Origin of the sequence: Candidatus Amarolinea dominans (assembly GCF_016704685.1) — a bacterium.
Classification (GTDB): domain Bacteria; phylum Chloroflexota; class Anaerolineae; order SSC4; family Amarolineaceae; genus Amarolinea; species Amarolinea dominans.
The window spans coordinates 18,078-32,698 of record NZ_JADIZS010000036.1; the positions used below are offsets into that span (position 1 = coordinate 18,078).

Below are 14,621 nucleotides of genomic sequence, written 5' to 3' on the forward strand. Positions count from 1 at the left end.
GTTGCGTCTCCGGCTATTCGATGATGAGGCCATCTATGGCAAAAGCGCCGACCAGCAACACCTGATGGGTTCCTGTCGGCACGCGGAAGGACAGCCGCGCCGGATCGGCTCTATCTGGCTGCAGGGCAATCGGCCGGCCGTCCACGCTGGCCTGCGGGTGGGCGGTCCCCCCAGGCGGCATGACCAGGGTGACGCGGCGGCCATCCACGGTGAAGCGCAGGCTGGCGTCTGCCTCGATGCTGCGGCGGTATTGTCCAAGCACCGCGAGCCTATCGCTGATGGTTTGCCAGTTTCCTTCATACGTCAATGCCCAATGATCTTCCTGATGAAAGCCACGGCCAAGCTGCGGCGGCCGGGCGGTGTAGGTCGCCAACGCGTCATAGGCCGGCAGCGGGCGAAAATCGGGCGTGAGCAGGCGAAAGTAAGCCTCCGGTTTGCGCTCCTGTTCCCATTGGTCAGTGGCTCGCTTGAGGTACCAGACATTGGCGACGCCCAGCCAGGGCCATTCGGCCTGCAGGCGCTGGTAGGCCAGGACGATGTTTTGCGCCTGCTCCCCCTCGCTGACCTGGCCGAAGCGCTTGTCCGGGATGTCGTCGGGCACGGCGTTCCAGTTCATCTCGCTGATCCAGATCGGCTTGGCCGCGTCGCCATTGCGCACCATCAGGTCGCGCACGAAGCGCGGGCGGCTGAAGTTGATGACGCGCGGGTGCATGCGGCGGTCCGTCGGGCCAGACCAGAGGCCGTAGCCCTGCATCGCCAGGATGTCGAAGTAGGGCGCGGCGCCGGCATCATACAGGCGCTGCAGATAGACCAAATCATTGAGGCCATAGGGCGGGGTCGGCGTCAGTTCGATGGTGGAGGCCAGCGCGCCCAAAATGATGACGACGTTGGGGTCGGCGGTACGGGCACGCGTCGCGCCCACTTTGAGCAACTCTGCGTACTCCTCCGGGTTGACCGGCCGCTCGCCCCACTCCGGGTAGATGTTCGGTTCGTTCCAGAGCTGGTAGAAGCGCACCCGGCCCTGGTAACGGCTGACGACGGTCGCTACGAAATCGCCGTAATCGGCGAAGTTGTCGGGGGGCGCGTAGGTGCCGGTCGCGTTGCCGCCGCGCCGCGTCCACGCGGGCGGGTTGCTGAGACGCACGATCAGTTCGAGATGGTATTTTTCGGCCAGGGTCACGATGTGGTCGTACTTGTCCCAGGCCGAATGATCAAATTTGTGGTCCCAGAAATCGCCCTTGCCGCTGATCTCGATATCTTCCCAGGGAAATTCCTGGCGCAGCCAGTGGAAGCCGGCGTCGGCGGCCAGCTTGACGGCCAACTCGCGCTTTTCTGGCTCCACCTCCTGCTCCAGGAAGACGTTGACGCCAAACGGGTTGACGCCGGCAAATTGCACGGGCGTCAGATCGGCCGTCTGCACGGCGGGCCGCAGCAGGCCGGCGCTGACGTCGCCCAGGGCTTTGAGCTGGGGCAGGAGGTCTTTCTCCCCGCTGAGGTTGACGAGCCAGGCGCGTAACGGCTGGCGCCAGACAAAAAGCCCCGCCAGCAGCAGTGCCAGCAGGGCCAGGCCGGCGCAGAGCGCCCGGCGGCCAGTCAGGAAAGACAGGCCCGGCGCTCTGCGTTGGTGCGGTGAGTTGTTCAGTTCTGGACGAAGTCCACGTTCGCCTGCTGGCATTTACCATCCCCGGCGACGCCATCCGTCTTGACGGTGGCAATGACGGACGAGCGCCGGCCACCATCCACGGTCCAAACGGACCAGGTACCCTCGCGCGGTCCATCGAACTGAATGATGTGCGTGTAACCGCCCACCTTGCCGGCATCGGTGCCGGTCAGATATGACGCCACGGGTGGCCCGTCGGGCGCGTAGGAGAAGACCACGGTCACACCGTTCTTGCCCGCACCGCTCCTGTCCAACACTTTGCCTTCGATGTAGGTGATACCGGAGTTGGGGAAGCAGCGTGTGTTGCCAACCCGATAGGCATAGGCCGGTGGGGCGGTTGGCTGCGGCGGCGGTATCGGGGTAGCGGTTGGCGCCGGCGCCCGCGTCGGTGCGGCCGGCGGTGGGGCAATGCCGCTCACAATGGGCACACTGCCCACGTTGCCTTCGACGCGCACCAGGTCGTTGATGATCCAGCCCTGCTTGCCGGAGACACAGCACACCTGCCACCAGGTGACGCCATCGTTCTTGCCGGTGATTTCAAGGCGGTTGCCGCGCAGGACGCGGCCAACCAGCGGGTAGCCGGTGCCGGGACCGGTGCGCACGTTGGCCGATGGCGAGGTGACGACCGCGGCCGGCTTGGCCTCAGGGGTGTTGGTGGGCACGGCCGTGGGCGGTTCAGCAGATGTCGGCGTGGCGGTCGGTTCCGGCGTGGGCGTCTTGGTCGGCGCCAGGGCCGGGGTGGGGGTCCAGTCCGGGGTCGGCGTGAAAGTTGGCTGGGGCGTGCGCGTGGGAATGGGCGCCGGGGTGGGTGCGGCGCCACAGCCGCTGAGCACAAAGAGAGCCAGGAGGGAGAGCCAGGCAATTTTCGACAAACGGTTCATCCAGTTTACCTCATTGATGATTCTCATGTGATTTGCGGGGCGATTCTACCATCAGGCCGGGAAATCCCCAAGATGGCAGGACACGTGCAGATGCCCGATTCTACAGGGCATGAGCGACAACCTGATAGAACGATTGGCTCTGCGTTCCGGTTCCCTGGGCCATGTCTGCGAGCGCGACGCGGTGATCCAGGGCCGGTCTCAGCGCCTGCGGCGCGGGACGCGGGGCGCGGATGTGGCCGACGCCGGGCGCAGCGCCGGGCGCAGCGACGGGCGATAAGCAGGCGCCAGAATTTCGATCTCACGGCTGCGCCCCGGGTCGAAGACGCGGGCGTGAAAGCGCGTTTCCAGGGGCAGGTTGTCAATGGCAATCGTGAAAACGGTGGGATACCGGGTCACGTAGCGATAGTTGATCAGTTGAAAGAGCTTTTCGGTGGCCCAGGGAGTGACGCTGTGTGCGCCCAGGTCATCGAGCACGAGCAGATCGGCCTTCTTGATCTGTTCGAAGCGCTCATCCAGCGACACCGTGCTGGCCGGGTTGAACGCGGCGCGCAGGTAATCCAGTAAGTCGGGCACAAAAACGAACATGGGCGCGGCGCTGTAACGCTTGAGGCGCTCATACGCAATGGCCGCAGCCAGGTGAGTCTTGCCGCAGTGGTAGGTGCCGGTAAAGATCAACCAGCCTTCCTGGTTTTCGGCGAAGCGTTGAGCCACGGCCAGCGCCTCGGCCAGGCTGGCGCGCTGTTCGCCCATCAGTTCATGGTTGCGCAGATCGAAGTTGTCGAAGCGCTGATTTTCATGCAGAGCCAGGCTGTTGAGATCGAGCGAGTCGTAAGTCTTGTTGGTCTGGCGAAAATCGGGCGCCAGGATGTCTATCAACTCGCTGATTTCCGTATCAGCCAGCCGCGAATGCACGCGTTCGTCCAGGTCTTGCAGGCGCATGTTGGTGGTGATGACGGTAGGTAAACGGGCATTGTAGCGATGATTGATGATCTGGTACAGCTTTTCCTGCGCCCAGGGTGTGGTGCTGTGCGCGCCCAGGTCATCCAGGATCAGGAGCGGGGTGCTGCGCACCTCCTCGAAACGCTGATCGAAGGTGACGTCGGACTGCGGAGAGAACGCCGCGCGCAGGTAATCCAACAGGTCTGGGGCGACGACGAAGAGCACCGGTTGACCGCGCGCCAGGCGCACGTTGGCAATGGCCGCGGCCAGGTGGGTCTTACCGGTGCCATAGCTCCCGTGCAGAACCAGCCAGCCGACGGGTTTCTCGGCAAATGCGCGCGCGTGTTCGTAGGCATGGCGCAGGGTAGCCCGTTTTTCTTCGGACAACGACACGCCGTCCGGCAAGAAGCGCTCGAAGGTCAGGCGCTCCAGTTGGCCCAGGTTGCTGACCTGGCGCAGGTGTACGGCCCGTTCCCAGGCGGCGTTTTTCAGGGTGCAGATGCAGGGTTGCGCCTTGCCAAAATCAGGGTCGGAGATGGGCACATCACGCAGAACGAACCCGGTCCCGCGGCAAATTGGGCACACATCAGCGCCCGCGGCGGCGCTTTCGCCAGACTTGGCGGTCGTTGGGTGATCCTGCGCTACACGCGTCAGAATATCAGCCAGGCTTTTCACTCGTCACCTCATCACCTCTTGCGTGGTGCAGAAAGCGCTGCGCATCGGCAGTGTCTCATCCTCAGTAATCGAACGGATCGGACCGTTTACCGAGTTTCTTGGCTTTTTTGGGGGCTTTGGCCGCAGCAGATTTGGGGCTTGGGACCTTGCGCTCCGGCTTACGTTCCGGCATAGGCGCTTCACGGCCCTCGCTGGCCCAACGTTGCAAGATAGCCTGCACATAACGCCAGGTGCGCTTGTTACGCACGACCGCTTCACGAAACGCCGTTTCCAACCAGTCGAACGGATACTCGCGCTCCGCAAGACGCAGTTCATCGGCCAGCAAAGGCTGCAGCAGGCCAATGTTCTGTTCGTAGAGCACGAAGATGTTGGGACGTTCGGCGCGCAGGGCGCGGTCTCCCAGCAGCGGATCGTCGAACTCCGGCATGATGCCGTTGCGCACCTGATGTTGCAGGGTGCGCCCGGCCTCATCATGCACAAAATACCAGTCGGCGCGCTCGCCAGCGTGCTCAACCACCAGGTGCAGGAGGCTGCCGCGGGCCACTGCCCGTTCCAGCCCATCCAGGATAGCGGCGCTGTCGGGCAGGCTGCTGCGCAAGCGTGCGTCGGTCAGCAGATCCTCCTGCGTGATGAAGCGCAGGCTGCTCGGCTTCTCGCTGGCGCGCCAGAGGCAGTGCAGCGTGACTTTGAGTTCAGCCAGGTGATCAATCAGCGGCAGCAGATCGGTGAAGGCGAACTGCGGCAGCGAGACCTGGGGCAAGTCGCCGGCCGGAAAGCCCGGAAAACCCTTCATGGCCGGCGCTCAGGCATGTTCACGGTGTACGCCTCCGGATCCAGCGGTTCGCGCACCATTTCGAGGTCGCGGAACTGCGTCAATTCCTTGTGAAAGTAGAGCGACACCGTGCCCACCGGGCCGTTGCGATGCTTGGCCACCATGATGTCGGCTATGTTCTTGCGCTCGGTGTTCTCGTCGTACATATCCTCACGATGGACAAAGAGCACAATGTCGGCGTCCTGTTCGATGGAACCGCTCTCGCGCAGGTCGCTGAGGATCGGCTTCTTATCGGCGCGCTGCTCCACGGCGCGCGACAGTTGGGACAGGGCCAGCACCGGCACTTTCATCTCACGCGCCAATTCCTTGAGCGAGCGCGTGATGTAGGAGATTTCCTGCACGCGGTTTTCATTGCGCGTGGCCTGGCCGCGCATGAGCTGCAGGTAGTCAACGACGATGACGTCCAGCCCGTGTTCGGCGTGCAGGCGCCGGGCCTTGGTGCGCATTTCCAGCGCACTGACCGCCGGCGAGTCGTCAATGAACAGGTGGGTGTTAGCCAGGACGCCCGCGGCTTCCATCAGGATGGGCCATTCATCGTCGTGGACATCGCCCAGGCGCAGGCGCTGCTGGTCAATGCCGGTCTCTGAGGAGAGCAGACGCTGCACCAACTGTTCGGCCGACATCTCCAGGCTGAAAAAGGCCACGCGCTGGCCGTAGCGCTTGGCCGCGTTGGCCGCCACGTTGAGAGCCAGGCTGGTCTTGCCGGCGCTGGGGCGCGCCGCCAGGATGATGAGATCAGACTTCTGCAGGCCGCCCAGAATTTTGTCCAGCAGCTTGAAGCCGGTCGGTACGCCGAGCACTTCGCCCCGATGGCGGGCCAGGTAGTCAATTCGATCCACCACGTCGCCCATGATCTGCTGCATGGGCACCAGGTCGTGGCGGATGCGGCGTTCAGAGACGTTGAAGACGATCTGCTCGGCCTCGTCCACCACCTCATCCACCTCGCGCGACTCGTCGTAGGCCAACTGGGCAATCTGCCCGGCCGCGGTGATGAGACGGCGCAGGACCGCTTTGCGCTCCACGATGTGCGCGTAGTGCTCGATGTGAATGGCTGTGGGGACGGCGTTGATGAGATCGGTGATGTACGCGTCCCCGCCCACCTCTTGCAGCTGATTGCGGCTGCCCAGTTCCTCGCACACGGTGACGAAGTCGGCTGGCTGGCGGCGTTCGTGCAGGTCCAGAATGGCCTGGTAGACCCAGCCATTCTTTTCGCTGTAGAAATCGTCGGCGCGCAGGAACGACGCCACCTTGATCACAGCGTCGGTGTCAATCAAGAGCGAGCCGAGGACAGCCTCTTCGGCTTCCCGGCTGGAAGGGATCAGTTTGTCCGGTGTGGTCATACCGTGATTGTCGTCCGTTAAAAGCAGACTTATCTGCGTTTTGTCTGAGACAGCAGCGGCGAGGCTATGGCCTCGCCGCGCTCAGTTTCGTTTGATGGGGTTCGTCGTTTGGACAGGCTCTTAATCGCCAAAGCTCTCCATGTCCAGACCTTCCACAAACTCGCGGAAGATGTCCAGGCCCTCTTCGTCTTTTGCGGTCTTGTCCTTCTTGCGTCGCGCCTCATCCGGTTCCGGCAGTTGCGTATCGGTCTCAGGCAAAATGGCCGCATGGTCCATCACCGCCTCGGCGATGAAGATGGGCACACGGGCGCGTACTGCCAGGGCAATCGCGTCGCTGGGGCGGGCATCTATCTCTACGATCTCGCCGGCCGCATCAACGACAATCGTGGCGAAGAAGGTCTCACTGTGCAGCTCATTGATCAGCACACGCAGCACCTGCGCCTCCAGCGTGGTAATGATGCGCATCAGCAGGTCGTGAGTCATCGGTCGGGCCACTTCGATGCCCTGCAGTTGGATCGTGATGGCGTCCGCTTCGAAAGGCCCGATCCAAATGGGCAGGTAGCGCTCGCCGTCAACTTCTTTCAAGACCACCACGCGGTGTTGTGACATCAGGCTGACCCGAACGCTATCAATCGTGACCTCGATCATGCGGTGCCTCCTCACAAGCAGTTGGACATGCAAGCTCTGACAATGCGCTACGGAGCGTGCCGGCGCCTACCACGCCAGAAAGATTATACCACAAGGCACAAGTCGTACCAAAGTGAGCAGTTGGAGATGTGCGGGCGGAATGGTATACTGCAAGCGGGCACGAATTGCGCCTGTTTCCGTAGGCGGAAAAGTGAAGTCTATTCCCGCTTGCAGTATATAATCGCCGCAGCTATTTGGGCAACAAACCGGCGCGGGTGCGACCGGCAAGGACAGGGATGAACCGGCAAAAAACAGACCCATTGCTTCAAGCGCAGATAGAAAAGATCGAAAAGATAGAAAAGATCGAAAAAATCGAAAAGACTGAGAGCGAGCAGGCCATTCCGCTCATCGTGCGGCTGGACGCCAGTCGCGGCCTGCAGCCCTCGTTGAGTCCCGGGCAAACTGTCGTTGCCGTTCGTTACCAGTATCGGCTCCTGCCGATGGTGGCACTGCTGGCCACGCCAGGACAAATCTACGCGCTGCGCGACGATCCGGCCATTGACCGCCTGTGGTACGACCTGCCTGTGCAGGTGTGCCTTGATTTTTCCGTGTCCTTGATCCAGGCGCCGCGCGTGTGGGGCATGGGCGTCACCGGGCGCGGTGTGCGCGTGGCTCTCCTCGATACCGGCATTGATGTCTCGCATCCTGATCTGCGCGGACGCGTGGTCGGCTCGGCCGTCTTTGCCGGCGACAACCTGCTCGACCGTCAGGGACATGGCACCCATGTCGCCGGCATCATTGCTGGCAGCGGCAGCGCCAGCGCCAGGCGCTTTTCCGGTGTGGCGCCGGACGCCGCGCTCCTCGTGGCCCGCGTCCTGGACGATCGGGGCGCCGGCTGGTCGAGTGATGTGATGGCCGGCCTGGACTGGGCCGTGGTACAGGGGGCGCGTGTCGTCAATCTGTCGCTGAGCAGCGAGCACTACGGCGATGGCAGCGACGCGCTGTCGCTCTTCTGCGACGCGGTCGTGCAGCAGGGTGTGGTGGTGTGTGTGGCGGCCGGCAATGACGGCCCGGCTCCACACAGCGTGGGCGCACCGGGCTGTGCGCGCCAGGTGCTCACCGTGGGCGCCAGCACCGATGCCGACGGCATCGCTGAATTCTCGGCGCATGGCCCCACAGCCGATGGGCGCATCAAGCCCGATGTACTCTTTCCCGGCACGCTGATTACCTCAACCCGCGCGCGTGGCACGCACATGGGTGCGAGTCAGGGCGACCTGTACGCCGAAGCATCCGGCACCAGCATGGCCACGGCCCATGCCAGCGGCGTGGCGGCTCTGCTCCTGGAAGCCGATCCCAATGCAACTCCGGCGGAGGTCAAGGCGCATCTGCTGGCCGGCGCCAAAGATTTGGGGCGTCACGCGCAGACGCAGGGCGCGGGTCGCGGCGATGCCTATGCCGCCTACCGGGTCGGGCACACCGCCGGCGACTTCGCAGGCAGCGCCGCAAGCTCTGCACCCCGCTCGCAGACCGCGGCAGACGCGCCATTCCCGCTGACCCCGGCCGCGCCAATGCCACCTGACCCGCGACCGCGGCGCACGTTGTCGAGGGGGCTGTGGTGGGCCGGGCTGGCCCTGGCTGCCCTGACGCTGTGCCTCTGTTCGCTCTTGATCCTTTTGGGCGGGCTGGATAGCGCGCTGCGCGTCCTGGAGGCGCGGGCCGTCACACCGACGCCGGCTTTGAATGTCCTGCTGCGCCAGGATTTCACAAGCCCTGATCCGGCCTGGCCGACCAACGAGAATGAGCAGGAGCAGCGCGGTCTGGCCGAAGGGCGCTATTATCTGATCGCCCGGCAGCCGCAGAGCCTGCTGAGTCAGGCCATTCCGGGGCGTTATGACAATGTGGTGATCGAGGTGGAGGCCGGCCAAACGGATGGGCCAGCCGGAGGCGCCTACGGTTTGATCCTGCGCCAGCGTGACAGCAGCAATTTCTACTACGTGGGGCTGACCTCACAGGGGTCCTACAGTTTTGCCCGCCTGGTGAGTGGGCAGTGGCAGGAGATCATTCCGTGGACACCGGCCGAAGCCATTCTGAAGGTGGGCTATCTGAATCGTCTGCGGGTCGAGGCACGAGGCAAGCAGTTCAAAGTCACGGTCAACGGGCAAGTGCTGGCCACCGTCGAAGATGGCACGTTCGACACGGGGACGGCGGCGCTCTTTGCCGCCAGTTTCGACCAGGGCGACGTGCGGATTGATTTCGACAATCTCAGCGTCTGGGCCGCCGCGCCCAACTAAGGGCAGCCTCTCCTCTCCTCAACCCCCGGCCCCTTCTCCTCTCCGCAGTGCGGAGAGGAGAAGGGGGGGAGAGGGCGGAACGGCGTTGGCGAAGGGGGAAGATGGCGGAACGGCGTTGGAGTTTTCACGTCGAAGCCTGGCGACTTTGCGGGCGAAACGCCCGCGCTCCCAGCCGTAGGTTTTCACGTCAACGTGATTTAGAAGGGTTCTTCGATCGCTGGCTCTTCCAGGGGCGGCGGGGGCGGCTCATCATGTCGGCGGGGTTCCAGTAGCTGCAAGCCGTTCATGTTGATCTTGGTGCGCGAGCGTTTCTCGCCTTTGTCATCAACCCACTGATCGTTACGCAACTCGCCTTCCACGTAGGCCAGGCTGCCCTTCTTCAGATATTGCTGGCAGATTTCGCCCAGGCGACCCCAGGCCTCCAGTTGAAACCACTCCGTGGCCTGTTTGCGCTCACCGTCCTGCCCCTTCCAGACACGGTCAACCGCCATCGAAAACGATACGACCTGCGCCCCGCTGGGGATGTAGCGCACTTCCGGATCACGACCCAGGCGCCCGATTAACTGCACGCGATTCAAGTTTGCCATATGAGTCCTCCCTGTTTTGTTCGACGTGACAGTGGCCAGCAGTGCTGTCAATCGCCAGCAGTGCTGTCAGCGGACAGTCCGCTTCGGAAGGCCTAACGAAAAGAGGAGGGCAAAAATCGCGCTCAGGCGCCGAACAAATCGTCCATATCCTGACTGAAGCTGGGCAGCGGGCTGCGGTCGTCGCCGCGACGCTCATCGCTCGTCACGGCGCGGTAGAAAGCCTCGTCGTAGCGTCGCGTGCGCAGCACGATCGGCATGGGGACGGCGTGACCCACCATCAGAATCTGCTGCCTGGTGTCCAGGCTTTCCATCATGGCGCGCACGGCCGCGCGGTTGGCTACGCCGGTCAGGACCGCTTCGATATCACGTTCTTCGGTCAGTTTGCCGGTGACGCGCGTGCCCAGTTGCGAGAGCACCTCGCTGTCAATCCCGCTGGGGCGCTGATCCACCACCATCAGGGTGACGCGGAACTTGCGCAGTTCGCGCGCGATGGTGCCGAAGATGGTCTGGCGGGCCGCACGCGGGTTGAGGAACTTGTGCGCCTCTTCCAGGGTAATCATCAACGGTTTGGGAGCATCGGCTTCGTTGCGCGATTCGACGAATTTCTCCATTTTCTGCACATACAGCTCGCGCACCCGGCGCGTCACAATGTTGGCGACCAGCATATGGTCGAGCGTGCGCGATTCGCTGCCAAAGTGCAGGATGACATGGATGCCCCGGTCGAGAAGGGCCACAATCTCATCAATGGCCTTGGTGTCGGCCTGCGGCACCACGAACGGACGGCGCTCCACCAGGTAGAGCTTGCGCTGCAGCGCGGCCAGGGCGCTGGAGCTGGCGTTGGCGCCCTTCGCCCAATCTTCCATCTCCGCCGGTGTCATGCCGAGCAGGCGGGCAAGCCATGCGCCGTGAAAATCCCTTTCCAGGAGGGCAATCGTGGTCTCAGCCGTCTCGTTGAGGTCCAACTCCTCGCGCAGCAGAAGGATGTCATCGGCCTCGATCTGGTTGAGACCGATCTTGAAAATGGCATCCACCCGCCGGCCGGCGCGGCGGCCGGCCTGTTCGCTCAACGACCAGACCTGCACACGGGTGCCGAACAGGTCCTTGAGACCCTTGACCATGACCTTGTCTTCGGAGGTGACGCCGAACGCGTACTCATCGTGCATGTCAAAGATGAGGTTGACGCCCACCTTGCGCTGGACGATGCCGCACAGGAGCAGGCGCGCGAGGAACGACTTGCCCGTGCCTGACTGGCCGAAGACGCCGTTGGAGCGTTCCATCAGGCGCTCCAGGTCAAGGCTGATGGGCAAATCGGCGCCGACCAGCGGCGTGCCCATGGCGAAGAACTTGCCGCCCTCGCGGCCAAAGACCAGCTCGAAATCACCCTCGCTGGCGTGGCGCAGGATGGCGAAATGCATGGGGATGGTGCGCACCGGCTCCGGCCGCGCCGTCTGGTCCACAAAGGCCAGGGGATCGGCCGACGGCTTCTTGATCATCAGCATCGGCTTGACCTGCACCACCGCATAGGTGCTGATGCCGGCCAGCGCGGCGCGGACGAAGGTGGACGCGGCGCCGGGCGGCACGCTCAGCAGGCCAGGATCGGTTACGCGCAGCTGCAAGTCGCTGATCGTGCTGAAGTAGAGATGATCCTCGCCCTCCACAATCACGAAGCTGCCAATGCTCAGCCCTTCGGTGGACACCCCGGCCTCCAGCCGCGCGGTCAGCGTCGCATTGAAGGCCCCGTCAGTGATAATCCCCAGTCGTTCGTGTTGAGTCATGGTAACCCCATTCCTCTTTCCTGCAGGAAGGCCAGCAGCCCACGGCAGCCGGCGACCACCAGCTTGTAGGTGTAATCGAAGTTGTTATCGTAATAGGGATCGGGGATATCACGAGGAAAGTTGGCCGGGGCAAACTCCATCAGCCGATGCGTCTTGCCATCCAGATCACCGCGCAGGTCCAGGCGCTGCAGATCATAAATGTTGTCCTGATCCATAGTGACAATGTAATCGGCGGCGCGCAGATCGGCCGGCGTCACCTGGCGAGCGCGGCCCTGGTGAGCAATGTCAGCCTGGCGTAGCACAGCCAGCGTGCCGCGGTGCGCCGGTTCACCCACATGCCATTGACTGGCGCCGGCAGACAGAATCTCGATCCTATCCTGCAGCCCGGCCTGCGTCACCAGGTGACGAAATACCGCTTCGGCCATCGGCGAGCGGCAGATATTACCCAGGCAGATGAAAAGAACTTGAATCATCAGACAATCCACGCGTCCAATCTTGCATTCCTTGATGGCAGAATTCCCAGTCAGCCAGATCAATCTCCCAGGTCTTGGAAATCGTACTCTCGATCATCTTCACAAAGGCTTCATCTTGACCGACATGCTTGACAAAGGCCGGATAACGCATACCGTACTTCTCCTGATACACGGCATCTCTGCGCCTTAGGTCGGCTATTTTGGCTGTGACCTGCTCAATTGCATAACGCTGTAAGGCCAGGTTGACCGCATCTTCCAGGCTGCCAAAAGGCTTCAGGGCCTCGACGTACCTATCTCTAATCGCTACTGTCACCATGCTCGAACCTCGATTTCGGAAACAGCTAACCTTTCGTCTAAGGAATGAGAATTTTTTAACTGTCCAGTTCCGAGCAAATTCTGAGCATACAGACAGCACCAAAGTGACACTTATTTAATTCTCATTCCTAAGTCGAACGAATTGTAGCACAAGCGGCTGGGATGGTCAATGGCTTGATTCATGCGGAAACTGGCGACAAGATCAGTCGCAGTGGTAGGTGCGGGCATAGAGAGGCTTTTCTTATTCAGCATTCCGCCTTCCATTCATCCAGCCATGCCCTGACTGCGGCCGGTGTGCGCAGGTGAATCACGTGCAGATGGCGGTAGGCTGGCTGCAAGAAGAGCTGCGGGTATTCGCGCGCCGGCGTTTGTAGGTGCGCAAGGCCCACAGGATGATCGAATCACGGCTGAGTTGGGCGGCCAATGTTTCGCGGTTGCCACTCCACAGTTTCTCACGGCAGAGGACGCGGCGCAGCGTGCGTCCCAGCAAGCGCCAGAGAATGATGCCGAGCGTGAAGTCCAGCCACACCACCGTGTCGGCGCGCGCCCACACCAGATCGCGCACCGCGCTGTAGTTGCCGTCCGCGGCCCAGGTCTCGGCTGCCACTGCCGCGGCCACCCGCGCCCGGAAGACCTCCGGCGAGGCCTCCTGCCAGTCTGGCTCCCAGTGCAGGGCATCCAGCTCGATGTGCGCCACGCCCATGCGCTGCGCCAGGTCGCGCGCCAGGGTGGTCTTGCCCGAACCGGAAGTGCCTACGACGGAGATGCGCTGCATGGTGGGTGACTCCTGAGATCGGAGATCGGAGGAGATCGGAGACCGGAGATCGGAGATCGGAGATCGGAGACCTGAGATCGGAGATCGGAGATCGGAGACCTGAGATCGGAGATCGGAGATCGGAGATCGGAGATCAGTAGACCTGGTGGGTGAGGACGCCGCCGTCAACGGTGAGGCTGGCGCCGGTGATCCAACGGGCCGCGGGCGAGGCGAGGAAAAGGCAGGCGTCGGCCACGTCCTCCGGCATGCCCAGACGGCCGAGCGGCGCCGCGGCCAGGTAGCGGTTGACGCCGTCCGGCCAGTCGTGCTCCAGGCCCTCGCGCCAGATCAGGCCCGGGGCCACCGCGTTGACGCGAATGCCGTGACGCCCCAGCTCCGCCGCGGCTGAACGGGTGAGCATGAAAACGCCGGCTTTGGCCGCGCTGTAGTGGCTGTGATGGGGCGCCGGGTTCTCCGCCTCGATGGAGGTGATGTTGACGATGGCGCCGCCGCTGCCCTGGGCGATCATCTGGCGGGCGACTGCCTGCGTACACAGGAAGGTGCTGCGCAGGTTGGCGGCGATGACCGCGTCCCATTCCGCGGCCGCCATCGTGAGCAGGCCGGCGAGAGGGTAAAGGCCAGCGTTGTTGATGAGCATATCCACGCGGCCAAAGTGCGCGACGGCCTGCGTCACCAGGCGAGTCACCTCGTCCGGTTGGGTCAGGTCGGCCGCCAGGGCCAGTGCCTCGCCGCCCAGGGCCTCGATGCGTTCGACTACCGCCTGGCTGCCGGCGCGGCTGGCATTGAAATGAACGATGACTTTGGCGCTGGCCTGGGAAAAACGGATCGCCAGGCCCTGTCCCAGGCCGCTGCCGCTGCCGGTGATGAGCGCCACCCGGCCGGTCAGGTCGAACAGTGCGGAAGGATGAGGAATGTCCATGCGATCTCCCTTGACTGGCCTGAAATCAGGCGGCCGTCAGTGCGGCGATGAGCGCGGCCTGCTCAGGATAATCGGCCAACAGCGCGGCGCGTGCGCCCAGTTCGAATTCATCCTGCTCATAGGCCGGGGTCATGGTGGTGCCCAGCAGCGCCAGGCGACCGCCCGGGCGCACCCGTGAACCTTGCCAGGCGCCGGCCGGCGCCACAAACTGCACGTGCTGGCCGGCCTCCAGATCATGCCCCAGGATGACCACCTGGCTGTCGCCGTCGGGATGCAGCAGCAGGAGCTCGACTGGATCGCCCAGGTAGAAATGATAGACCTCATCGGTCAGCAGGCGATGCAGGGCCGAGAAGTGGTCGTCATACAGCAGGAAGTAGATGACGCTTGCCAGCGCACGCGGCCCGCGATCGCGCGCCGGCGCGGCCTTCTGCACAGCAGCGTCTGAGGCGGTGAAGGTCCGTCGAAAAAATCCACCTTCGATGGGCAGAGGCTTCAGGTCGAGCAGTTCGATCAGTTGTTGGGCGGTCAGCAT

General features: G+C 63.2%; 14 protein-coding genes. 1 reads left to right on the forward strand and 13 read right to left on the reverse strand.

What is annotated here, in order from left to right; all coding sequences use genetic code 11:
* Window positions 1–13: 13 nt before the first annotated feature.
* The 6 genes from IPF85_RS19735 to IPF85_RS19760 form a co-directional block, all read right to left on the reverse strand.
* Window positions 14–1,675 (reverse strand): cellulase family glycosylhydrolase, encoded by a 1,662-nt coding sequence (locus tag IPF85_RS19735; protein WP_343409776.1) that lies wholly within the window; start codon window positions 1,673–1,675, stop codon window positions 14–16.
* Complete coding sequence (locus tag IPF85_RS19740; RefSeq protein WP_343409777.1) at window positions 1,639–2,541, reverse strand: SH3 domain-containing protein; 903 nt, start codon at window positions 2,539–2,541, stop codon at window positions 1,639–1,641. Before IPF85_RS19740 ends, IPF85_RS19735 begins: the two co-directional genes overlap by 37 nt.
* Before the next feature lie 198 nt (window positions 2,542–2,739).
* On the reverse strand, window positions 2,740–4,155 hold the full coding sequence (locus IPF85_RS19745; protein WP_343409778.1) for an ATP-binding protein: 1,416 nt from the start codon (window positions 4,153–4,155) through the stop codon (window positions 2,740–2,742).
* Window positions 4,156–4,216: 61 nt separating this feature from the next.
* Window positions 4,217–4,948, reverse strand: a complete 732-nt coding sequence (locus tag IPF85_RS19750; RefSeq protein WP_343409779.1) for a DnaD domain protein — start codon at window positions 4,946–4,948, stop codon at window positions 4,217–4,219.
* Window positions 4,945–6,327, reverse strand: a complete 1,383-nt coding sequence (dnaB, locus tag IPF85_RS19755; RefSeq protein ID WP_343409780.1) for a replicative DNA helicase — start codon at window positions 6,325–6,327, stop codon at window positions 4,945–4,947. The genes IPF85_RS19750 and dnaB overlap by 4 nt, the downstream gene beginning before the upstream one ends.
* 120 nt (window positions 6,328–6,447) lie before the next feature.
* Window positions 6,448–6,975 carry a bifunctional nuclease family protein gene (locus IPF85_RS19760; protein WP_343409781.1) on the reverse strand — a complete coding sequence of 176 codons (528 nt, stop codon included), beginning with the start codon at window positions 6,973–6,975 and terminating at the stop codon, window positions 6,448–6,450.
* A gap of 275 nt (window positions 6,976–7,250) precedes the next feature.
* Here IPF85_RS19760 and IPF85_RS19765 point away from each other — a divergent pair, with 275 nt between their 5' ends.
* Window positions 7,251–9,245 carry a S8 family peptidase gene (locus tag IPF85_RS19765; RefSeq protein ID WP_343409782.1) on the forward strand — a complete coding sequence of 665 codons (1,995 nt, stop codon included), beginning with the start codon at window positions 7,251–7,253 and terminating at the stop codon, window positions 9,243–9,245.
* A gap of 197 nt (window positions 9,246–9,442) precedes the next feature.
* Here the strand turns inward: IPF85_RS19765 and ssb are convergent, their stop codons facing one another.
* The 7 genes from ssb to IPF85_RS19800 form a co-directional block, all read right to left on the reverse strand.
* Window positions 9,443–9,832 (reverse strand): single-stranded DNA-binding protein, encoded by a 390-nt coding sequence (gene ssb / locus IPF85_RS19770; RefSeq protein ID WP_343409783.1) that lies wholly within the window; start codon window positions 9,830–9,832, stop codon window positions 9,443–9,445.
* A gap of 122 nt (window positions 9,833–9,954) precedes the next feature.
* Window positions 9,955–11,607 (reverse strand): ATP-binding protein, encoded by a 1,653-nt coding sequence (locus IPF85_RS19775; protein ID WP_343409784.1) that lies wholly within the window; start codon window positions 11,605–11,607, stop codon window positions 9,955–9,957.
* Window positions 11,604–12,080, reverse strand: a complete 477-nt coding sequence (locus IPF85_RS19780; protein WP_343389856.1) for a low molecular weight protein-tyrosine-phosphatase — start codon at window positions 12,078–12,080, stop codon at window positions 11,604–11,606. Before IPF85_RS19780 ends, IPF85_RS19775 begins: the two co-directional genes overlap by 4 nt.
* A complete protein-coding gene (locus IPF85_RS19785; protein WP_343409785.1) occupies window positions 12,049–12,396 on the reverse strand; it encodes a hypothetical protein in 348 nt (115 codons plus the stop codon). The genes IPF85_RS19780 and IPF85_RS19785 overlap by 32 nt, the downstream gene beginning before the upstream one ends.
* A gap of 306 nt (window positions 12,397–12,702) precedes the next feature.
* Window positions 12,703–13,170, reverse strand: coding sequence for an AAA family ATPase (locus tag IPF85_RS19790; RefSeq protein WP_343409786.1), 468 nt, complete (start codon window positions 13,168–13,170; stop codon window positions 12,703–12,705).
* 133 nt (window positions 13,171–13,303) lie between these two features.
* Window positions 13,304–14,089, reverse strand: coding sequence for a glucose 1-dehydrogenase (locus tag IPF85_RS19795; RefSeq protein ID WP_343409787.1), 786 nt, complete (start codon window positions 14,087–14,089; stop codon window positions 13,304–13,306).
* Window positions 14,090–14,114: 25 nt separating this feature from the next.
* Window positions 14,115–14,621 (reverse strand): cupin domain-containing protein, encoded by a 507-nt coding sequence (locus IPF85_RS19800; RefSeq protein ID WP_343389860.1) that lies wholly within the window; start codon window positions 14,619–14,621, stop codon window positions 14,115–14,117.